General features: G+C 57.9%; 21 protein-coding genes. 8 read left to right on the top strand and 13 right to left on the bottom strand.

The window, feature by feature from the left end; genetic code table 11:
- The 8 genes from OB87_RS10275 to modE all read right to left on the bottom strand — a co-directional run bounded on the left by OB87_RS10275 (position 1) and on the right by modE (position 7986).
- Positions 1 to 399, bottom strand: a complete 399-nt coding sequence (locus tag OB87_RS10275) for a copper-binding protein (RefSeq protein WP_033569356.1) — start codon at positions 397 to 399, stop codon at positions 1 to 3.
- A gap of 73 nt (positions 400 to 472) precedes the next feature.
- Complete coding sequence (locus tag OB87_RS10270) at positions 473 to 916, bottom strand: hypothetical protein (RefSeq protein WP_033569355.1); 444 nt, start codon at positions 914 to 916, stop codon at positions 473 to 475.
- A gap of 113 nt (positions 917 to 1029) precedes the next feature.
- Complete coding sequence (galM, locus tag OB87_RS10265) at positions 1030 to 2112, bottom strand: galactose-1-epimerase (RefSeq protein ID WP_033569354.1); 1083 nt, start codon at positions 2110 to 2112, stop codon at positions 1030 to 1032.
- Positions 2102 to 3253: a galactokinase gene (gene galK / locus OB87_RS10260; protein WP_033569353.1), complete on the bottom strand. Its 1152-nt coding sequence runs from the start codon at positions 3251 to 3253 to the stop codon at positions 2102 to 2104. Before galK ends, galM begins: the two co-directional genes overlap by 11 nt.
- Complete coding sequence (gene galT, locus OB87_RS10255) at positions 3250 to 4302, bottom strand: galactose-1-phosphate uridylyltransferase (RefSeq protein WP_033569352.1); 1053 nt, start codon at positions 4300 to 4302, stop codon at positions 3250 to 3252. Before galT ends, galK begins: the two co-directional genes overlap by 4 nt.
- Before the next feature lie 64 nt (positions 4303 to 4366).
- On the bottom strand, positions 4367 to 5383 hold the full coding sequence (gene galE, locus OB87_RS10250; protein ID WP_033569351.1) for a UDP-glucose 4-epimerase GalE: 1017 nt from the start codon (positions 5381 to 5383) through the stop codon (positions 4367 to 4369).
- 257 nt (positions 5384 to 5640) lie between these two features.
- On the bottom strand, positions 5641 to 7110 hold the full coding sequence (gene modF, locus OB87_RS10245) for a molybdate ABC transporter ATP-binding protein ModF (protein ID WP_033569350.1): 1470 nt from the start codon (positions 7108 to 7110) through the stop codon (positions 5641 to 5643).
- 84 nt (positions 7111 to 7194) lie between these two features.
- Entirely contained in the window at positions 7195 to 7986 is a 792-nt protein-coding gene (gene modE / locus OB87_RS10240; RefSeq protein ID WP_033569349.1) for a molybdenum-dependent transcriptional regulator, read from the bottom strand.
- A 197-nt stretch (positions 7987 to 8183) separates the two neighbouring features.
- Here modE and OB87_RS19830 point away from each other — a divergent pair, with 197 nt between their 5' ends.
- The 4 genes from OB87_RS19830 (at position 8184) to modC (ending at position 11005) form a co-directional block, all read left to right on the top strand.
- Positions 8184 to 8333, top strand: a complete 150-nt coding sequence (locus OB87_RS19830) for an AcrZ family multidrug efflux pump-associated protein (protein WP_033569368.1) — start codon at positions 8184 to 8186, stop codon at positions 8331 to 8333.
- Between the two features lie 152 nt (positions 8334 to 8485).
- Positions 8486 to 9271, top strand: a complete 786-nt coding sequence (gene modA, locus OB87_RS10230) for a molybdate ABC transporter substrate-binding protein (protein ID WP_033569348.1) — start codon at positions 8486 to 8488, stop codon at positions 9269 to 9271.
- On the top strand, positions 9258 to 9947 hold the full coding sequence (gene modB, locus OB87_RS10225; protein WP_033569347.1) for a molybdate ABC transporter permease subunit: 690 nt from the start codon (positions 9258 to 9260) through the stop codon (positions 9945 to 9947). Before modA ends, modB begins: the two co-directional genes overlap by 14 nt.
- Entirely contained in the window at positions 9947 to 11005 is a 1059-nt protein-coding gene (modC, locus tag OB87_RS10220) for a molybdenum ABC transporter ATP-binding protein ModC (protein WP_033569346.1), read from the top strand. The genes modB and modC overlap by 1 nt, the downstream gene beginning before the upstream one ends.
- A gap of 57 nt (positions 11006 to 11062) precedes the next feature.
- Here modC and OB87_RS10215 read toward each other — a convergent pair whose 3' ends face one another.
- Positions 11063 to 11884, bottom strand: coding sequence for a pyridoxal phosphatase (locus OB87_RS10215; RefSeq protein ID WP_033569345.1), 822 nt, complete (start codon positions 11882 to 11884; stop codon positions 11063 to 11065).
- 231 nt (positions 11885 to 12115) lie between these two features.
- Here OB87_RS10215 and pgl point away from each other — a divergent pair, with 231 nt between their 5' ends.
- Entirely contained in the window at positions 12116 to 13111 is a 996-nt protein-coding gene (gene pgl / locus OB87_RS10210; protein ID WP_033569344.1) for a 6-phosphogluconolactonase, read from the top strand.
- 62 nt (positions 13112 to 13173) lie between these two features.
- Here the strand turns inward: pgl and OB87_RS10205 are convergent, their stop codons facing one another.
- The 4 genes from OB87_RS10205 to metG all read right to left on the bottom strand — a co-directional run bounded on the left by OB87_RS10205 (position 13174) and on the right by metG (position 18529).
- Complete coding sequence (locus tag OB87_RS10205) at positions 13174 to 14424, bottom strand: LVIVD repeat-containing protein (protein WP_033569343.1); 1251 nt, start codon at positions 14422 to 14424, stop codon at positions 13174 to 13176.
- Positions 14425 to 14448: 24 nt separating this feature from the next.
- Entirely contained in the window at positions 14449 to 15525 is a 1077-nt protein-coding gene (locus tag OB87_RS10200) for a sugar ABC transporter substrate-binding protein (protein ID WP_033569342.1), read from the bottom strand.
- Between the two features lie 240 nt (positions 15526 to 15765).
- Entirely contained in the window at positions 15766 to 16197 is a 432-nt protein-coding gene (locus tag OB87_RS10195) for a VirK family protein (RefSeq protein WP_033569341.1), read from the bottom strand.
- A 298-nt stretch (positions 16198 to 16495) separates the two neighbouring features.
- Entirely contained in the window at positions 16496 to 18529 is a 2034-nt protein-coding gene (gene metG, locus OB87_RS10185) for a methionine--tRNA ligase (RefSeq protein ID WP_033569339.1), read from the bottom strand.
- Between the two features lie 298 nt (positions 18530 to 18827).
- Between metG and apbC the strand changes: the two genes are divergently transcribed.
- The 3 genes from apbC (at position 18828) to dcd (ending at position 21578) form a co-directional block, all read left to right on the top strand.
- Positions 18828 to 19937: an iron-sulfur cluster carrier protein ApbC gene (gene apbC, locus OB87_RS10180; RefSeq protein ID WP_033569338.1), complete on the top strand. Its 1110-nt coding sequence runs from the start codon at positions 18828 to 18830 to the stop codon at positions 19935 to 19937.
- A gap of 315 nt (positions 19938 to 20252) precedes the next feature.
- On the top strand, positions 20253 to 20894 hold the full coding sequence (udk, locus tag OB87_RS10175; RefSeq protein ID WP_033569367.1) for a uridine kinase: 642 nt from the start codon (positions 20253 to 20255) through the stop codon (positions 20892 to 20894).
- 102 nt (positions 20895 to 20996) lie between these two features.
- On the top strand, positions 20997 to 21578 hold the full coding sequence (gene dcd / locus OB87_RS10170; protein WP_033569337.1) for a dCTP deaminase: 582 nt from the start codon (positions 20997 to 20999) through the stop codon (positions 21576 to 21578).
- Positions 21579 to 21603: the final 25 nt, after the last annotated feature.

Here is a 21603-nt window from a genome sequence, read left to right as displayed (position 1 = left end):
TTAGTTCTGCTGCGGTTTGATATCAGTCAGGGTGTAGCCATCCGCACTTTGCACGAAGCTGAAACTGACCGCGCTACCTTGCGATAAGGGCGCCCAGTTGTTGTTAGCGGGCAAACGGAATGTCATGGTCATGGCAGGCCAGCGCAGCGCGGGGACGGCAGCGTGCGCCAGGGTAACGTCGTTGGCGTTCCATTGTTTGACTGTGCCGGTGGTGCGGTAAACCGTGGCGGTGTCGGCGGTCATTGCCGACATATCATGATTCATCCCACCTGGCATGGTATGGGACATGTTGCCCATATCACCGGTCATGGTGTGAGCCTGATTCTGTTCAGCCAGCAACGGAGTGGCAAAGGTGGTGGAAACGAGCAGGGCGGCGGTGGCCATAGAAAGTATACGCATGATAATAGCTCCATAAATACGATAAATAACAAGTTATTGCGCGAAAGCGCGCGACAGTTGTTTATCGCGAAAGCTATTCTCTGAATCGACAAAAACGGATTTCGGCGGGGGGGCCGACAACTGGTGGCGTAAACCAGTTATTGTTGCTGTGAGAGGCTTGTTCTGGTGGTTGTACCGGCAGTAATTCGGTGCTAGCCGGTAACGCCAGCAATGACAGGGAGGATAAATCCTGATTGGCGGAGTCAGGCAGGCAGTGTTTTTCACACAACGGCCCGGAGTCAGCGGTGCTCGACATGGCAGACGTGGGCTGCATCTCTGACATGGCGGCTGACTGCTGTGTGCGATGGGCATCGTGCTGAATGCTGACGGGCGCTGCCATTACCGACAGCCCGCAGCGGTGACCGGCTACCGCCAGTTGGGTATTCAGCAGCAACCAGCATAGCGCCAACAACCAGCCCCATCCGCTTTTATAGCGCAGATGTCGCAGGCTGAGTGGATGATGGCGCGAGGCGGTCATGGCGTGAATATCCTTATAAAAAGTGCAGCCAGTGTAAAAGGCGCTATCCACGCCGGACAAGCAGGAATTTGCACAGATTTGTAAAGAGCCAGTAGCACTGGCTCTCAGCGTGATCAATCTGCCGGGTTTTCAGCAGGATTGACGCTAAACGCATAGCGGGTAAGTGAGCGGTAGCGCTTGCCGGGCTTCAGCCAGCAGTCGGGTTGCGGCCAGTCTGGATGATTGGGGCTGTCCGGCAGAAATTCGCTTTCCAGCGCCAGCCCGGCGTAGTTGGCATAAGGCGTACCGTCACGTGACGGTGTGCCGACCAGGAAGTTGCCGCTGTAGAGCTGTAACGCGGGTGCGCTGGTGTACACCTGCATTTGCACTTTACCGTCTGCCGACCACAGGCTGGCGACTGGGCTTTCGCTGGAACCACCGGTGCGGTGCAACAGAAATGCGTGGTCATAACCACGAACCGCCTGCTGGTGCGCATCGGCCAGAAAATCCTGTAACAGTGTTTTAGGCTGGCGAAAATCAAAACTGCTGTTCGCCACTTCCTGCAATGCGTCGCCGGGAATACCGTCCTGATTCACGGGCAGATAGTAATCTGCCATCAGTTGCAGCTGGTGATGCCGCACGTCGGTCGGCGTACCGTCAAGGTTGAAATAGGCATGGTTGGTCAGGCACACCGGGCAGGGCTGGTCCACTTCCGCCTGATACTCGATGTCCAGCGCATTCTGGTCGGTGAGCTGATAGCTGACCTGCACGGTCAAAGCGCCGGGAAAACCCTGATCGCCGTCCGGCGAATGCAACTGATAGATGACCTGATCGTCGCTCTGTTGCAGTATCTGCCAGCGTCGGGCGTGAAAACCGTCCGGCCCGCCGTGCAACTGATGAGCGCCCTGATTAGCGTGAAGGGGGGTGAGCGTATCGCCCTGACGCAAGGTGGCGTTGGCGATACGGTTGGCGTAGCGCCCCACCGACGCGCCCAAATAGGCAGCCTGATGCGGGTACTGCTCGGGTGCGCAGCCCAGCAGCACTTCACGCGTTGTACCGCCGGGCAGCGGCAACTGGCAGGAGAGCCAGGTGGCTCCCCAATCCATCAATGTTACCCTTGTACCGTGGCGATTTTGCAATACAGTCAGCTGAAACGGCTGACCATCCGGGGCGAGCGCCGTTTGCGGCGCGCGCGGTTCAACAGGGTCATTCGACATAACCGGCTCCTGGCGAGGCCTGACAGACGTAACAGGTGGGTTGCAATCCGGTTTTCGCCGGATAGTCCCGCATCACGGCATTTTGCACCGCTGTTACGTGCTGTTGTGGGATCAACGCCACGATACAGCCACCAAATCCACCGCCGGTCATGCGCACGCCGCCCTCATCGCCGATCACCGCCTTGACGATTTCCACCAGCGTGTCGATGGGCGGCACGGTGATTTCGAAGTCATCCCGCATCGACGCATGGGAAGCGGCCATCAGTTCGCCCATCTGGCGCAGATCGCCGCGCGTCAGCGCATCGGCCGCGGCCAGGGTGCGAGCGTTCTCGGTAATGATATGGCGGGCGCGACGAGCTACCACGTCATCCAGTCCATCAACTTTAGCAGCAAAGTCTGCTTCGCTGACATCACGCAGCGCCTTGACCTGAAAATGACGCGCCGCCGCTTCGCACTGCTGGCGGCGGGTATTGTATTCACTGTCCACCAGACCGCGTTTGACGTTGGAGTTGATGATCATCACCGCTACGTTGTCCGGCATGGACACCGAGCGCGTCTCCAGCGAACGGCAGTCAATCAGCAATGCATGACCACGCTCGCCCTGCGCCGAAATCATCTGGTCCATGATGCCGCAGTTACAGCCGACGAACTGGTTTTCCGCTTCCTGACCATTGAGCGCCAGCGCCACATTGTCCAGCGGTAGCTGGTACAGCGCCTGAATCGCCTTGCCGACGGCGACTTCCAGCGATGCCGACGAACTCAGGCCCGCGCCTTGCGGTACGTCGCCACTGATCACCAGATCGGCACCACCAAAGGCATTGCTGCGTATTTTCAGATGCTTGATAACGCCGCGGACATAATTCGCCCACTGCCATTGCGGATGATGTTCGATCGGCGCATCCAGCGAAAACAGATCCTGCTGGTGGTCGTAGTCCACCGCAATGACGCGGATTTGCCGGTCACTGCGCGGCGCAGCGCTGATGGTGGTGGAATAGTTGATGGCGCACGGCAGCACAAAGCCATCATTGTAGTCGGTGTGTTCCCCTATCAGGTTGACCCGGCCCGGAGCCTGTACAGTAAGGGCTGCCGGGTAACCGAACTGCTGCTGGAAAACTGCCTGGGTGCGTGCTGATAAGGTCATGCCTGAACTCCTGAATCACGGTAATGAATATCGCTGACGGCACGCAGCCGTTCTGCTGCCTGCTCAGCGGTCAAATCGCGCTGGGTTTCCGCCAGCATTTCATAGCCCACCATGAATTTACGTACCGTAGCAGAGCGCAGCAGTGGTGGATAAAAATGCGCGTGCAACTGCCAGTGCTGGTGGTCGCCGTCGGTAAACGGCGCGCCGTGCCAGCCCATGGAGTAAGGGAACGAGGTCTGGAACAGGTTGTCGTAGCGGCTGGTGAGCTTCTTCAACGCTATCGCCAGGTCCTGGCGCTGCTCGGCGGTGATGTCCGGCATACGTAGGGTGTGAGCCTTGGGCAACAGTAGCGTTTCAAACGGCCAGGCTGCCCAGTAGGGCACCACCGCCAGCCAGTGCTCGGTTTCCACCACATGGCGCGTGCCGTCCTGCAATTCGCGTTGCAGGTAATCCACCAGCAACGGTGAGCCGTGCTGCTGGAAATAGTCGTGTTGCAGCCGGTCTTCCCGTTCCGCTTCGTTGGGCAGAAAATCATTGGCCCAGATCTGGCCGTGCGGATGCGGGTTGGAACAGCCCATCGCCGCGCCTTTGTTTTCGAATACTTGCACCCACGGGTAGGTTTGCCCCAGTTCGGCACTCTGCTGTTGCCAGGTTACGACCACCTGTTCCAGCGCGCCGAGCGACAGTTCCGGCAGGGTTTTGCTGTGATCCGGCGAAAAGCAGATCACCCGGCTGGTGCCTCGTGCACTCTGGCAACGCATCAGCGGGTCGCTATTTTCCGGCGCTTCCGGGGTGTCGGTCATCAACGCGGCGAAATCGTTGGTGAACACGAAGGTGCCCGGATAATCGGGGTTGGTATCACCAGTGACCCGCTCGTTGCCGGGGCAAAGGAAACAGGTTGGGTCATGCGACGGTAGCTGGGCGGACGACACGCTTTCCTGCTGCCCCAGCCACGGACGTTTAGCGCGGTGCGGTGATACCAACACCCACTGACCAGTCAATGGGTTGTAGCGACGATGCGGATGTTCAACGGGGTCAAAATGCGCCATGGGATACCTTATTTCTGTCATCGAAAACGTTGCTATCGGAAAAACGGTCTTTTATCCCTGCCTGTCAGTCTGAAAAGCCATTTGGATGGCGAGACTGCCAGCGCCAGGTATCGGCGGCCATTTCGTCCAGCGTCCGGCTGACGCGCCAGTTAAGCTCGCGAGCGGCTTTTTCCGCGTCAGCCCAGTAAGCAGGCAGGTCGCCGTCACGACGGGGCGCGAAATGGTACGGCAATGACTTACCGCAGGCGCGGCCAAAGGCTTCCACCACTTGTAGCACGCTGTAGCCGACACCCGCACCGAGGTTATAAGTGTGTACGCCAGGCTTGCCATGCAGGGTATTCATGGCGGCGACATGACCATCGGCCAAATCCACCACGTGGATATAATCCCGCACGCCGGTGCCGTCGACGGTTTGATAATCGTTGCCGAAAATCGCCAGCGAATCGCGGCGGCCCACCGCCACCTGGGCGATGTAAGGCATCAGGTTATTGGGGACGCCCTGTGGGTCTTCACCCATTTCTCCCGAGGGATGTGCACCCACCGGGTTGAAATAGCGCAGCAGCACCACGCTCCAGTCCGGTTCCGCACGCTGTAAGTCTTCCAGAATCTGCTCCACCATCAGTTTGCTGCGGCCGTAGGGACTGGCAGGGGTGCCGGTGGGGAAACTTTCCTGATACGGGATCTGCGGCTGGTCGCCATACACGGTGGCGGAGGAGCTGAAAATCAGCGTCTTGACGTCTGCCTGTTTCATGGCTTCCACCAGCGTCAGCGTGCCGTAGACGTTGTTGTCGTAGTAGTTGATAGGTTCGCGGACCGATTCGCCCACTGCCTTAAGCCCCGCGAAGTGGATCACGGCACCGATGTGATGTTCGGCAAAGATGGTTTGCAGCAGGTCGCGGTCGCGAATATCGCCCCGATAGAACACCGGCGCTTGCCCGCTGACTCGGGTAATGGCGTCGGTTACGCTGGATTTGCTGTTGCACAGGTTGTCGAGAATAACCGGCTGATGACCGGCGGCGATCAGTTGTACACAGGTGTGACTGCCTATGTAACCGCTACCACCTGTAACCAATACTTTCATAATGACCTCTGTCGCAGAAAACTGATTGGAAAAATAGCATGACCCTGGCAGGAAAAAGGTGATCAACGCCGTAAATAGCGATAATTAAGGCTGTCAGCTCACTTTTTACCCCTTGCCTGATCGCGTGAGCGACCAGCATAGCGCGATGTGCTGCCGGGCGAAATACATCGTATTCTTTGTGGTAGCGTTATCACTAAATTGATCGCCAGAGATGATGAGATGACGGTTCCGCTGGAAACGAAACCGTCTGTGAAGGGTCAGCAATTTTCTATCTGGTAGCGATAGCCGTCGCCGTTTGGCACAAAAGTCAGACGATGGGTGATGCAGTCCGGCGCGTCTTCCGCATGGTGGGAGACGAACAACAGTTGGGTTTGTCCCTGGCCGATCAGAATATCCAGCCAGCGGCGGATAAGCTGACGGTTGAGCGGGTCTAGCCCTTGCAACGGTTCGTCCAGGATCAGTAATGCCGGGTGTTTCACCAGCGCACGCACAATCAGCGCCAGCCGTTGCTGGCCCCAGGACAATGATTGGAACGGGGCATCGGCCACGCTGTCCGGCAGGCCGAGCAGTGCCAGCCACTGGGCGGCGAGAAAGCGCTGGCGGTCCGACACCGCCTGATAAATGCCGATGGAGTCGAAGAAGCCGGAGAGGATCACGTTACGTACGCTGGTGCTGACGCGGTACTCCAGATGCAGGCTGCTGCTGACGTAGCCGATGTGACGCTTGATATCCCAGATGGTTTCGCCGCTGCCGCGCCGACGGCCAAACAGCGTCAGGTCATTGCTGTAGCCCTGTGGATGGTCGCCGGTGATCAGGCTCAGCAGGGTGGATTTGCCCGCGCCGTTCGGCCCGACGATTTGCCAGTGCTGGCCCGGCAGCACTTCCCAGCTCAGGTCATCCAGAATGCGGCGATCGTTGTAGCTCACCACGCCGTGCAGCAGACGAATGCGCGGTTGATCTGGCGACAAGGCCGGGCGCTGGGTCGGGTCTTCCGCTTCTGGCAGCGCGGTGTCGGTCAGGGTTTCGCTATGTGCTAACTGCGACACCAGTGCGTCGGACAGAATCGCCTCGCGTGCGCCTTGCCGGGTCAGGGTGCAATCCGCCAGTACGCCGACCTGGCCGACAAACGCCGGAATATCCTCGAAGCGGTTGAGGATCAGCACCAGTGTTTGCCCCTGCGCCGCCAGCGACGCCAGCAGGTCGGCCAACTGCGCACGAGAGGCGACGTCCAGCCCGTCGAACGGTTCGTCGAGAATTAACAGGTCCGGCTGCGCCATCAGCGCCTGACACAGCATGGTCTTGCGGGTTTCACCGGTAGAGAGGTATTTGAAGCGGCGATCGAGCAGAGGGAGGATGCCGAATTGCGTCGCCAACTGGCGGCAGCGGTCGGCATCGCGCACGCTATCCTGGATCACCTCGGCGGTGGTGCGCCCGGTGTCGTCCTCGTCGGCACTCAACATATCGGTGTTGTTGCGTTGCCACTCCTGCGACACCAACTGTTGCAGTTGCTCGAAAGAGAGGCGTACCGCGCGCTGGAAGTCACACTGGCGTTGCCCTGACAACAACAGTAGCTCACCGGAGAGCGCGCGTGCCAGCGCCGATTTCCCGCTGCCGTTAGCACCGACGAACGCCCAGCATTGATCCTGATGCAACGTGAGTTCATCCAGACGCATCATCCGGGTATCGCTTAACCGGAACTGTGCCTGATGGATGTGCAGCAATGACATGATGATTCCCTTTGCGAAATGACAGAGCCTTTACGGGTAAAGGGATGCGACCGACTTGTCAAGGTGCGTTGTGCCCTGTGTGTGTCAACACAGGGTGGCAATAATCACCTGATCCGCGTTAAAACTGGCGTACACCGCCATCTCCAACTGTAGCCTCTGGCGCGTCACGTCATCATTGGGCAGGGTGGCGCACACCACTTCGCCGCCTTCCAGCGTGACCAGGACTTCGCTTTGCGCCGGACCGGGTTGCAGGTGGCTGATTCGGCCGGGCAGAACATTGTCGTGAGCAGGCGCGGGCGTGGTTTGCGGGGTGACGGTAACCCAGGGGGCTTTAATCAGCGCCAGCACGTCTTTGCCGCTGGTCAGTTGCAGCCTGTCGGCACTCTGTTGGGTCAGTGCGGCCTGAATGCGGGTACGGCCGTCCGCCAGCAGGATCGACAGATGCTGCTGCACCTGCTGTTGGTCGCGCTCCAGTACGGTGCCGAAAAATTGATTGCGGGCGCTGGTCTGTAGCGAAAAGCGGGCGATGGCCGCCAGCAGGCTGTCCAGCGGCAGGTTATCGTCCTGTAATACATCGAAGGCTTTCTGCTGAATCTGTGCCAGCAGGTCATACAGTTGCAACAGGCGCTCACCGTAACGGGTCAGCATTGCACCGCCGCCGCCTTTGCCGCCGGTAGTCCGCTCGACAATGGTCTGCTCCGCCAGCTGGTTCATCTCGTTAATCGCGTCCCAGGCGCTTTTGTAGCTGATGTCGGCCAGCCGGGCTCCCTGGCTGATGGAGCCGGTCTGCTGCACTTGCTTGAGCAGCGCAATGCGACGCGGGTCGGCGAATAGCCGCTGCTGGAGTTTCAGGGTAAGGAGAATTTCTGCTTGCATGGTCACATCCGTATCTGGGTCGCTAATCGTTTGTATTGTCATCGTTTTGCGCGAAACAGGCAAACCGCACAAATGGCCGCTCTAATTCCGGCGGTTCAGGTAAACTCATCAGCAGTCATGGGGATGAGGATAGTCTACCCCGAATCAATGAGAGACTGGCGGCGCGACGGCCAGCTACGGTGAAAGACGAGGTCGATATGTTGGAATTGTTGAAAAGCCTGGTGTTTGCGGTGTGCATGGTGCCGGTGATGATGGCGCTGATTTTGGGGGCTATTTATGGGTTGGGCGAAGTGTTCAACCTGTTTTCCGCCATCGGCCATCGCGAGTCCTCCCCGGCGCGAAAATAATCCCTTCCCAGGTTTCCCTTTCTGATGAATCCGGCATTTGCCGGATTTTTTTTGCTTAAGACTTTTTTGCTTAAGAACAATGACAAGGCGGCCAGAATTCGGTATTTATCGTTATATTATTAACTACACAACGAAAAACCTCGGGAGAAAAAATGAAACAGCAATGGACTTACTGGCTGACTGCTGCCGCATTGACACTAGGTATGAGCGCGAACACCGCGCTGGCGCAGGATAAGGTAACTGTATTTGCCGCCGCGTCGCTGACCAATGCGTTGCAGGATATCGCCGCGCAATATCAGAAGGAAAAACAGGTTTCCATCGTAGCCTCTTACGCCTCGTCATCGACGCTGGCGCGTCAGATTGAGCAAGGGGCACCTGCTGACCTGTTCATTTCAGCAGATCAGCAGTGGATGGATTACGCCCAGGGCAAGCAACTGACCGAAAACGACACCCGTTATACTCTTCTGGGCAATAAACTGGTGGTGATTGCACCGAAGGCTTCCGACCTCAAAGGATTCAAGATCGACGATAAAACCGACTGGAAAGGCTTGCTGAAAGACGGACGTTTGGCAGTCGGCGACCCGGATCATGTGCCAGCCGGTATCTATGCTAAAGAAGCGCTACAGAAACTGAACGCCTGGGATGCACTGTCGCCGTTGATGGCACGTGCCAATGACGTGCGCGCTGCTATGGTGCTGGTGGAGCGTGAAGAGGCTCCGTTGGGGATTGTTTACGGTTCGGATGCGGTTGCCAGCACCAAAGTGAAAGTGGTCGGTATTTTCCCAGACAACACCCACAAGCCCGTGGAATACCCGATGGCGATTGTCAAAGGACATAACACCCCGGCAGTCAAAGCCTTCTTTGACTACCTGAAAACGCCTCAGGCGGCGGTGGTATTTAAACAATACGGATTCACGCCGGTTAATGCTGCTCAGTGATTACGAATGGCAGGCGGTTGCGCTGAGCCTCAAGGTATCGCTGGTGGCGGTAAGCTGTAGTTTGCCGCTGGGTATTCTGGCCGCCTGGGTGCTGGCGCGTTGCCGCTTTGTCGGCAAGTCGCTGCTGGACAGCGTGATCCACCTGCCGCTGGTGCTGCCACCGGTGGTGATCGGCTATCTGTTGCTGATCATCATGGGGCGTAAAGGTGTGGTAGGCAGTTGGCTCTATAGCTGGTTTGGTTTCAGCTTCAGCTTCAGTTGGCATGGTGCGGCGCTGGCCTCGGCGGTGGTGGCGTTCCCGCTGATGGTGCGCGCCATCCGGCTGGCGCTGGAAGCGGTGGATACCCGGCTGGAGCTGGCGGCGCGCACGCTGGGTGCCGGTCGCTGGCGGGTATTTTTCACCATTACGCTGCCGCTGACCTTGCCTGGCATCATTGTCGGCACCGTACTGGCGTTCGCCCGTTCGCTGGGGGAGTTCGGTGCCACCATCACCTTTGTGTCCAACATTCCGGGGGAAACCCGCACCATTCCGAATGCCATGTATACGCTGATTGAAACGCCGGGCGCGGAAATGCAGGCTGCCCGGTTGTGTCTCATCGCCATCGTGTTGTCGCTGGTGTCGCTGTTGTTGTCGGAATGGCTCACGCGCTGGAGCCGCAAGCGGTTGGGGGGATAATGCTGCAACTGGATTTTACTCAGCAACTGGGCGACCTGACGCTCAGCGTCGCCACCCAGCTCCCTGCCAGCGGAATTACCGCTGTATTCGGGGTATCCGGTGCCGGTAAAACATCGTTGATCAACGCTATCGTTGGCCTGACGCGGCCGGATAAGGGGCGGATTCAGTTGAACGACCGGGTACTGTCCGATCGGGATAACGGCGTGTTCCTGCCGCCGGAAAAACGCCGTATCGGCTACGTTTTTCAGGATGCGCGGCTATTTCCGCACTACCGGGTGGTGGGGAATCTGCGTTACGGCATGGCGGCGCAGATGCAGGCGCAATTCGACGATATTGTGCAGTTGCTCGGCATCGGGCATTTGCTCAAGCGTTACCCGCTCACCCTATCGGGCGGCGAAAAGCAGCGAGTGGCGATTGGCCGCGCGCTGTTGACGGCTCCGGAGCTATTGTTGATGGATGAACCGCTGGCGTCGCTGGATGTGCCGCGCAAGCGCGAGCTGCTGCCTTATCTGGAGCGGCTGGCGCGCGAGGTCAACACGCCGATCTTGTATGTCAGCCACAGTCTGGAAGAGGTGCTGCGGCTGGCGGACAAGGTACTGGTGCTGGACAAAGGGCAGGTCAAGGCACAGGGTTCGCTGGAAGAGGTGTGGGCCAGTAACGCGCTGCGGGCCTGGCTGCCGCGCGAGGAACAGAGCAGTATCCTGAAGGTGACGGTGATGGAGCACCACCCGCATTACGCCATGACCGCGCTGTCGCTGGGCGAGCAGCATCTGTGGGTTGGGCGCGTTGATGCGCCGCTCACCTCGGCGCTGCGGATTCGCATCAATGCGGCGGACGTATCGCTGGTGACGCAGCGCCCGGTGGCGAGCAGTATCCGCAACGTGCTGTCCGCCAGGGTGATGGAGTGCCTTGACGTAGGCGAGCAGGTTGAAGTCAAACTGGATATCGGCGGGCAGATTCTGTGGGCGCGCATTACGCCCTGGGCGCGGGACGAGCTGGCGTTGACCTCCGGGCAGAACCTGTACGCTCAGATCAAGAGCGTGTCGATTACGGCTTAACCTCTACCCAGACTTAGACCCAGCTACGGCGCCCGTTTCGGCGGGGACCGTAGCGGTTCAGGCCAGTACCTGGCGGCGAATCACCTCGGCGATGCCGGGTTGCTCGTTATCACCAATCACCAGTTTGGCGTGCGCTTTCACTTCGTCGGCGCTGTTGCCCATCGCCACCCCCAATCCGGCGGTTGATAGCATACTGATATCATTGAAGTTATCGCCGAACGCTACCACCTCATTCATGCTGAACCCTTGTGATTCTACCCAGCGTTGCAGCAAGCGGCCCTTACTGTTGCCGGTCTGGGCAATATCCACCTGATCCATCCATGACCATTCGCAGGACAGCCCCAGTTCCTGCTCAACCAGATGAGCGAAGTCGTTCAGTGCCGCGGTATCGGTGTGGTGGGTGGCGAATTTCCAGATAGAACGGCTGTGGTCGGTGGCGGCCAGCAGGTCGTCTACCTGACGAAATACCGGGCGCTGTGACGCTGGCAGTTGCTCCGCCCAGGTCTGTGTACGGGTAATGTGACCGGTAATATGCTGGTAGAGCATGGCGTCGTCCGCGTACATCAGGCCGTGGATGGAAAACTGCTGCAACCGTTGTAGAACGCTTTTGGCTTGCGCTGGCGTGAGCGGGTTGGCGTCGTGGGTTTGCCCGGTCTGATAGTCGTACAGATAGGTGCCGTTGCAGCAGATCGCCGGGGTATCCAGTGCCAGCGCCTGATAAAACGGATGGATCGCCGAGTGGTGGCGGCCGGTCACAATGATGACCTTGATGCCTGCTTGTCTGGCTTGTGCCAGTGCCTGTAACGACGCTGGCAGAATGGTTTTCTTTTGCGTTAACAGCGTGCCGTCCAGATCGAGGGCAATGATGCGATAGGTCATGGTATTCTCATCAGATTATCGGGTTCACTTCTTCCCGATGGTACACTGTCAGCCGCCCTGATCAACAGGCCCTTTTTCCGTGCCGGTTCTTATGCGAAAGTCATCATCGATAGAAGCTCGTTACCGCTAAGAGTTATCACTGCTAAGAGTCATCACCGATAAACGAGAGCATTGCCTGCGCGCAACGAGACGCGCGCCTGCCGCCTCATTGAGGCCAACAAGGAGAATCGAATGCAGCAAGTGGTTTATATCGCCAGTCCGGAAAGCCAGCAGATTCATGTCTGGCAACTCGCTTCCAGCGGAGCATTGAGCTTGTTACAGGTAGTTGAGGTGCCCGGACAGGTGCAGCCGATGGTGATAGCGCCGGATCAACGCCATCTTTATGTGGGTGTGCGCCCTGAGTTTCGTGTGATCAGCTACCGTATTGATGAACAAGGGAAATTGAGCGAAGCGGGTGTCGCCTCGCTGCCAGGTAGCCCGACACACCTGTCTACCGATCACGCTGGGCGTTTCCTGTTCAGTGCCTCTTACAGCAACGCCTGCGTCAGCGTCAGCCCGATTGGTGAAGACGGCGTGGTGCAAGCACCACTTCAGCAACTGGACGGGCTGGAAGGCTGTCACTCTACCAATATCGACCCGGCTAACCGCGTGCTGTGGGCACCCTGCCTGAAAGAAGACCGCATTCGGCTGTACGATGTCGGCGGCGATGGTCGTCTGACCGCGCATCAGCCCGCCGAGCAGCGTGCGGCTGCCGGTGCCGGGCCACGTCATATGGCGTACCATCCGAATAACCGCTTTAGCTATTGCATCAACGAGCTGAACAGCTCGGTGGATGTGTTCGAGTTGGACGCGCAGGGTGAAGGCCACCGTATCCAGACGCTGAACGCGATGCCGACGGATTTCGCCGACACCTGCTGGGCGGCGGATATCCACATCACGCCGGACGGTCGCCACCTGTACACCACCGATCGTACCGCCAGCCTGCTGAGTATTTTCCAGGTGTCGGCGCAGGACGGCACGCTGACGCTGGCAGGTCACCAGCCGACGGAAACCCAGCCGCGCGGTTTTAATATCGACCACAGTGGCCAGTTCCTGATCGCGGCCGGTCAGAAATCCCATCACATTGAGGTGTATCGTATTCAGCCGGATAACGGCGGCCTGACGCCGCTGGCGCGCTATCCGGTCGGTCAGGGGCCGATGTGGGTGTCGGTATTGGCACTGGATTAATAACTGACACACGAGAAAGTCAGAATGCGCGCTACCCACCGGCGGCGCGCATTTTCTGGTGATTAGCCGCGGTATTCGATGATCGACAATCCGGCGTTGTAGTCGGTGCTGTAGATTATTCCTTGTGCATCGACAAACACGTCGCAGGACTGGATCACCCGCGGCCGACCGGGGCGTTTGTCCATCATACGCTCAGGCGCGGCTGGCACCAACGCACCGGTTTCTTTCGGTCTATACGGGTTGCTGATGTCGTAAGCGCGCACTCCAGCGTTCTGGTAGGTGGCGAAAATCAGCGTCGAACTGATAAAGCTGCCCGGCCGGTTTTCATGCAAATTGTGCGGGCCGAAATGTGCCCCTTTCTTCACATAATCGGTTTCGTTGGGCTGCGGGAAGGTGGCGATGCTCACCGGATTAGACGGTTCGCGGATATCGAACACCCAGATCAGTTTTTCGCCGTCTTCCTGATCATCCAGCACCGCTTCATCCAGCACGATCAGCAGGTCGCGATCCGGCAACGGCAACGCGGTGTGGGTGCCGCCGCCAAACGGCGGGCTCCAGTTGCGATGGCTGATCAGTGTCGGTTGAGTGCGGTCGCTCACGTCCAGCAGCGTCAGGCCGCCATCGCGCCAACTGCCGTAAGCCGTGTCACCATGGATAATGGCGTGATGCAGCGCATAGCGTTTGCCTTCCGGCCAACTCGGTGCTTCACCACCGGCGGCGTGCATACCCGGCAGCCAGTAACGGCCAGCGACTTCTGGTTTACGTGGGTCGGCCAGGTCGATGGTCAGAAAAATGTAGTCACTGTAGCCATCCAGCAGCGCGGAGACATACGCCCAGCGACCGCCCACGTACCAGATGCGGTGAATGCCGATGCCGTCCAGCGGCAGAAAGCTGATTTCCCGCGGCTGGTCGGGGGTAGAAATATCAAAGATCCGCAGCCCTGCGCTCCAGCTTTTATCCTGTTTGCCGGTGCTGACCGTCTCGGCCACCGAACGTGTGTAGTAGACTTTTTCTTGTGCGAAACGGGCATCGGCGAACAGATCGCGGGCGTTAACTACCAGTAACAGGTCATCGTGGGTTTGCAGATGAATGTTCCAGGTGCCCGGCGGTGCGGCGATGAAACCAGCCGGTTTGGGGTTTTGCGGATCTCGCACGTCAACGATGGAAACGCCCTGGGACACCATGTGTCCAATATAGGCGTAACCTCGGTGAACCATGACTTGTACGCCATCAGGGCGCCCGCCCTGATCGCTGTGTCCAATCAGCCGCATGTTGCGGCTGTACTCCGGCATGGGCAGGGGCGTTGATGCCATATAAGCCTCCGTTATGACAGAACTTTATTTGCTTTTGGCTTCCAGTGTAGCAAACCACGGTGCAATAAAGTCAGTGGTCTGGCCCCAGCCAGGGATGATTTTCGAAAGCCCCGCCACGTTGACCGGTCCTGGCTGACTTGCCAGCAATGCCTGCGGAATACTGGCGGCACGGAATTCGTAAGTGGCTGGTGTTGATTCGCCCGCAATCTTGTTAGCAACCAGACGCAGGTTGACCTTGCCGATCAGTTTCGGGTCCACCGCTACGCTGACTTTCCACGGGCTGTTGGCTTCGCGCATCAGTTGCAGATCCTGATTGGAAATATCGATGCTATAGAGTTTGATTTCGGTGCGGCCGTTCTCTTTCAGCGCCTTGTACGCGCCCTGACTGAAGGCATCCCAGGCACCCCAGATGGCGTCAATCTTACCTTTCGGGTATTTCGCCAGAATCGCGCCTACTTTATTGGCGGTATCGCCCTGTACGTCAGAGGATACCGCACCGATGGATTCCAATTCTTTAATGCCCGGATTGTCTTTCAGAACCTGCTGATAAGCCGTCTGACGGCGCTCCATCGGCGGGAAACCTGCCACCCACAGTTTGATGATGTTGGCTTTGCCGTTGAAATCCTTCACCAACTGGCCCAGCGACTCGTTAGCCAGCGAAGCATCGTCCTGCTGGGTAACGGTGACGCCCGGAATGGTGCGATCCACCGCGGTGTCAAACACCGCCACCTTGATGCCGCTGTCGACAATGCGCTGAATCAGGTCGGTAGAGTAAGGGGCGCGACCCTGCGACAGGATAATGCCGTCATATTTCTGGCTGATGGCCTGATTAACGAAGTCCTGAAATTTGGCATCGTCACCGTTGCTCAGGAAGGTGCTTACCTTGAATCCCAGCTTTTTGCCTTCTTCCAGTACGCCGGAAACGAACTGGGTGGTGTTGTCGTCCGAACCGAGATTACGGATCACCGCGATGCGTACCGGCCCCTGATGGTTAGCGATGGTGGCCGGAACCGGTGCGGCGGTAGCGGGTGTCTCCGCAGACAGCGTGGAGAAAGAGGCCGTCAGGCTCAGGGCCAGCAGGGCGACAGGGAATTTCTTCATTTTCAATCCTCGGTGTTGTGAAATCAGGTTTGCCAGTGTTATGGATATCTTTATGTCTGGATGTCTATTTGAGTGATGAGGAATCATAGCGGGTAACGTGGCAACGTGCAAAGGGGGTGGGTTATGTCTTTTGGGCTTAGCTTATAACTTTTCGTTCAATGAGATACGGCGGGCACACTGGCGGGAAACATGCGGAAAAGAAACGCGCCCGACCAGCAGAGCGAGCGCGTTTGGCAAGGCTTACTGTACGAAGAAACCGATATCCTGACCCAGTTTGCACTGGTAGCTCAGGGTATTGCCGCGCTGTTGCAGGCTGGGCAGGTTGTACATGTAGGTGGTGAAACGCACGGTGTTGTCCGGCTGAACCTGATAACGCATGAACTGCTGAATCGGCGTGCCGTCGTTGGCAACGGTGAAGTGCTCGTCGCTGAATGACAGTGTGCCGCTATCAATCAGGCGGTACGCATTGATGTGCAGGCCGCCGCGGGTCTTGCTGGCTGGCGTGCCCTCCTGCGGCGTACAGGCGGACAGGTCGATAGTGACATTGACACTGCGCCCTTTATTCAGCGCGGAAATCACCTCGTCGGCGCTGTTCAGTGATTTGGACGCCATCGCCGGTGTGGCGGCGGCAAGCAGGGCTGCACTCAGCAGCAAAGGGGTAAAACGGGACATTCGACATTCCTCCATGATCGATGATAGGCCGGATGTCGTGGTTATCACGCACGGCACGAAGGTGCAGGCCAACGTGTACGCAGCGAGTGCGTGGCGTGATAATCACGACCAGTCACTGTTTATCACGGCTGTGGTGAAAGCGCTATGCCGTTTATCCGAATCACGGCATGGTCAGAGGAGTGAATGGCATGGGGCAGGAAATCAGTGAGAAGTCAGCAGCAAGAAGGGCGGTATGCGCGGAAACAGCGTGGTGGCGATGACGCATCAGGCCGGGTGAACCGGCCTGATGCAAGGGGGCTTACTTGATTTGCATTCCTGGCTGGGCACCGCTGTCAGGGCTCAGCAGGAAAATGTCTTTCCCACCGGGACCTGCGGCCATCACCATGCCTTCGGACACGCCAAAGCGCATTTTGCGCGGTGCCAGGTTAGCGACCATCACCGTCAGGCGGCCTTCCAGTGCAGACGGATCCGGGTAAGCGGCGCGGATGCCGGAGAACACCTGGCGAGTCTGGCCGCCCAGGTCCAGCGTCAGACGCAACAGCTTGTCTGAACCGTCCACCAGCTCGGCTTTCTGGATTAAGGCGACGCGCATGTCCACTTTGTCGAAGTCGGCAAAGTCGATGGTGTCCTGAACCGGGTTGTCGGCCAGCGGGCCGGATGCCGGTTTGGCAGCAGCCGCGGCGGCTTCCTCTTTAGAGGCGTCGACCATACCCTGTACCTGCGCGATGTCGATGCGGTTAAACAGCGCCTTGAACGCACCAACCTGATGGTTTGTCAGCGGTTGCGCCAGCGTGTCCCAGCGCAGCTCGCTGTGCAGAAACGCTTCGGCGCGCTCCGCCAGCGACGGCAGTACCGGCTTCAGGTAGGTCATCAGCACGCGGAACAGGTTGATACCCATCGAACAAATTGCCTGTAGGTCAGCATCGCGGCCTTCCTGCTTGGCAACCACCCACGGTGCCTGCTCGTCGACATAGCGGTTGGCGAGGTCCGCCAGTGCCATGATTTCACGGACAGCCTTGCCAGATTCACGGCTGCTGTAAGCCTCGGCGATGGTCTGTGCCGCGTCGATAAAGGTTTGATACAGCGCCGGGTCCGCCAGTTGGTCGGCCAGCTTGCCGTCAAAGCGTTTGTTGATGAAACCGGCGTTGCGCGAAGCCAGATTGACCACCTTGTTGACGATGTCAGCGTTCACGCGCTGCACGAAATCTTCCAGATTGAGGTCGATGTCATCAATACGGGAAGAGAGCTTGGCGGCGTAGTAATAACGCAGGCAGTCGGCATCCAGATGTTTCAGGTAGGTGTCGGCCTTGATAAAGGTGCCGCGCGACTTCGACATTTTGGCGCCGTTAACCGTCACATAACCGTGCACGAACAGGTTGGTCGGCTTGCGGAAACCGCTGCCTTCCAGCATGGCAGGCCAGAACAGGCTGTGGAAGTAAACGATGTCCTTGCCGATGAAATGATACAGCTCGGTGCTGGAGTCTTTACGCCAGAATTCGTCGAAACTGAGGTCGCCGCGCTTGTCGCACAGGTTTTTGAATGACCCCATGTAGCCGATCGGCGCGTCCAGCCAAACGTAGAAATATTTGCCCGGCGCATCTGGCACTTCGAAACCGAAATAAGGCGCGTCACGGGTGATATCCCACTGTTGCAGCCCGGCGTCGAACCACTCCTGCATCTTGTTGGCGACCTGCTCCTGCAACGCACCGGAACGGGTCCAGCTTTGCAGCATGTCGCTGAACGCTGGCAGGTCGAAGAAGAAGTGTTCAGATTCACGCATCACTGGCGTGGCACCGGATACGGCGGATTTGGGATCGATAAGCTCAGTCGGGCTGTAGGTCGCGCCACACACTTCGCAGTTATCGCCATACTGGTCTGGTGCCTTACATTTCGGGCAGGTGCCTTTCACAAAGCGATCCGGCAGGAACATGCTTTTTTCCGGGTCAAACAGCTGGGAAATAGTGCGGTTTTTGATAAAACCGTTTTCCTTCAGCCGACGGTAAATCAGCCCGGACAACTCGCGGTTCTCCTCGCTGTGCGTGGAGTGGTAGTTGTCGTAGCTGATGTTGAACCTGGCGAAATCCTGCTGGTGTTCCTGACTCACCGTCGCAATCATCTGCTCCGGCGCAACACCCATCTGCTGTGCTTTGAGCATGATCGGCGTGCCGTGGGCGTCGTCCGCACAAATAAAGTGGACCTGACTGCCGCGCATTCGCTGGTAACGGACCCAGATGTCCGCCTGAATGTGTTCGAGCATGTGGCCAAGGTGGATCGGACCGTTAGCATAAGGCAGCGCGCACGTTACCAAAATTTTGTTTGCGACTTGAGTCATAGTGGGGAACTTGCTTGTTGGTTGGTGAATGAATTAAGAAGGAGCCCTGATGTTACCCCATCGCGCCTTGATGCGTAAACCTTGGGGCGCGGCGTGCGCCAACAAAACCCGCTCTTCCCGCGTTATGCAGCACTCTTCCCGCGTGATGTCATAGGAAGACAAGATTTGAGTGGTGCAGGTCGAGAGGCGGTTCCGTTGTTTTTTCGGTGCTGGGAGATTGGCGATACACCCACTCGTGGGCGTTCTGCTATGCTAGGGCGGTTTTTATAACAACATTAATTCAACTCAAGGAGCCGGGATGAACGATAAACTCCCTGCGCAAAACCCCGAGATGTTGCGCGCCATGGTGAACGGCGTGCTGTCCTCCTTTACGCACCCGACGCTAAAAAACAACCTGACCACGCTTAATGCGCTGCACCATTGCGCGTTGCTGGATGATGTGCTGCATATCGAACTGACCATGCCGTTTGTCTGGCTGAGCGGCCTGGCGGCCCTCAAAGACAGCGTTAGCGACGAGTTGCTACGTCTTTGCGGCGCTCGGGAAGTGGAATGGCGCTTGACCCATAGCATCGCCACATTGCGTCGTGTCAACAATCAGGCGGGCGTCAAGGGCGTGAAGAATATTATCGCCGTCAGTTCCGGCAAGGGCGGTGTCGGGAAATCCAGCACCGCGGTGAACATGGCGCTGGCGCTGGCAGCCGAAGGGGCTAATGTCGGTATTTTGGACGCAGATATCTACGGGCCGTCCATCCCGACCATGTTGGGCGCGGCCAGCGAGCGGCCGACCTCGCCGGACGGGCAGCACATGGCACCGATCATGGCGCACGGCCTTGCCACTAACTCCATCGGCTATCTGGTTACCGACGATAACGCCATGGTGTGGCGCGGGCCGATGGCTAGCAAGGCGTTGCTGCAACTGTTGCAGGATACGCTGTGGCCGGATCTGGATTATCTGGTGCTGGATATGCCACCGGGTACTGGCGACATCCAGCTCACGCTGGCGCAGAACGTGCCGGTCACCGGTGCGGTGGTGGTGACGACCCCGCAGGATATCGCGCTGATGGATGCGATGAAGGGCATCGTGATGTTCGAGAAGGTGAAGGTGCCGGTATTGGGCATCGTAGAGAACATGAGCGTGCATATTTGCAGCAATTGTGGTCATCTGGAGCCGATTTTCGGCACTGGTGGTGCGCAGAAGCTGGCAGAAAAATATCACTGCGCCTTATTGGGCCAGTTGCCGCTGCACATTTCGCTCCGTGAGGACCTGGACCGTGGCGAACCGACCGTGGTCAGTAAGCCGGACAGCGAATTCACCCAGTTGTACCGCGAACTGGCGGGGCAGGTGGCGGCTCAGCTGTACTGGCAGGGCGAGGTGATCCCGACGGAGATCGCATTCCGTGCGGTGTAGTATCGGCCGATAAGTATCGGCAGATAGGTATCGTCTGGCGGATACCGTGGTTCGGCGCGGTATCCGTTGTCTTTGGCATCCGGCGGCAGCGAGTGGTTGAATGCCGCACGCCTCGATAGCACAAACCTGCGTAATACTGGCGCGAATCGCGCTAACTCCCTATAATTCCCGCGTCCAGACACATCAGGCTGTGTCCCGCAATAAATCATGTATGCTGCTGGTGGTTATCCCTCGGTGCATAATCCGGCGTGAGCCGTGTCCGAACAGTCTGATATGTCCCCCCTCCTTATTTTTATTAATCAGGTCTTTATTACCATGACTGATAAGTCTCGCCAGTGTGTCATCATCGGGATTGCAGGCGCGTCTGCATCCGGAAAAAGTCTTATTGCCAGCACCCTGTACCGCGAATTGCGCGATCAGGTGGGTGATGAACACATTGGCGTCATCCCGGAAGATAGCTACTACAAGGATCAGTCCCACCTGACCATGGAAGAACGGGTCAAAACCAACTACGACCACCCCAGTTCGATGGATCACAGCCTGCTGCTGCAACATTTGCAGATGCTTAAGGCCGGTCAGCCGATCGCATTGCCGCAGTACAGCTATGTGCAACATACGCGTTTGCAGGAAACGCTGCATATGGCACCGAAAAAGGTGATTATTCTTGAAGGTATTCTGCTGTTGACCGATGTCCGGTTGCGTGAAGAGCTGAATTTTTCCATTTTTGTCGATACCCCGCTGGATATCTGCCTGATGCGCCGTATGCGCCGCGATGTCAATGAACGCGGCCGCTCGATGGATTCCGTAATGGAGCAATACCAGAAAACGGTGCGCCCGATGTTTCTGCAGTTCATCGAACCGTCCAAGCAATATGCGGACATCATCGTGCCGCGTGGCGGCAAAAACCGCATCGCTATTGATATTCTGAAGGCGAAAATCAGCCAGTTCTTTGAGTAGGCTGTTCGCTGAGAAAACCCTTAAAGCAGGTGGCACCGGCATAGCATTTCCGGCGCTGCTGTGGCAGTTTGAACACCTGCGAGAGTCTGACTGGAGAAGATGATGAGACTGTGCGACCGTGACATTGAAATCTGGCTGGACGATGGCCGACTGTCGATTACACCGCGCCCCCCGATTGAACGGATTAACGGTGCGACGGTTGACGTGCGGCTGGGTAATCAGTTCCGAGTGTTTAGTGGTCACGCCGCCGCATTCATTGACCTGAGTGGGCCGAAGGATGAAGTTAGCGCCGCGCTGGATCGTGTAATGAGTGATGAAATCAACCTGGCGGAAGGCGAGGCGTTTTTCCTGCATCCAGGAGAGCTGGCGCTGGCGGTGACGCTGGAATCGGTCACGCTGCCGGATAACCTGGTAGGGTGGCTGGACGGCCGTTCTTCCCTGGCGCGCCTGGGGTTGATGGTACATGTCACGGCTCACCGCATCGATCCGGGATGGCAGGGTTGCATCGTGCTGGAGTTTTACAACTCGGGCAAGCTGCCGCTGGCGCTGCGCCCTGGCATGATTATCGGCGCACTGAGTTTCGAACCGCTCTCCGGTCCTGCCGCACGTCCGTACAACCGACGTGAAGACGCCAAATACAAGGACCAGCAGGGTGCGGTAGCAAGCCGGATTGATAAAGACTAGCTGGTCCAGGTACGACAGCGAACGA

The sequence above is a fragment of the Dickeya undicola genome, from assembly GCF_000784735.1.
In the GTDB taxonomy this organism is placed as follows: domain Bacteria; phylum Pseudomonadota; class Gammaproteobacteria; order Enterobacterales; family Enterobacteriaceae; genus Dickeya; species Dickeya undicola.
The sequence above is the reverse complement of the archived record's forward strand: the minus strand, read 5'-3'. Positions and strand labels throughout refer to the sequence as shown.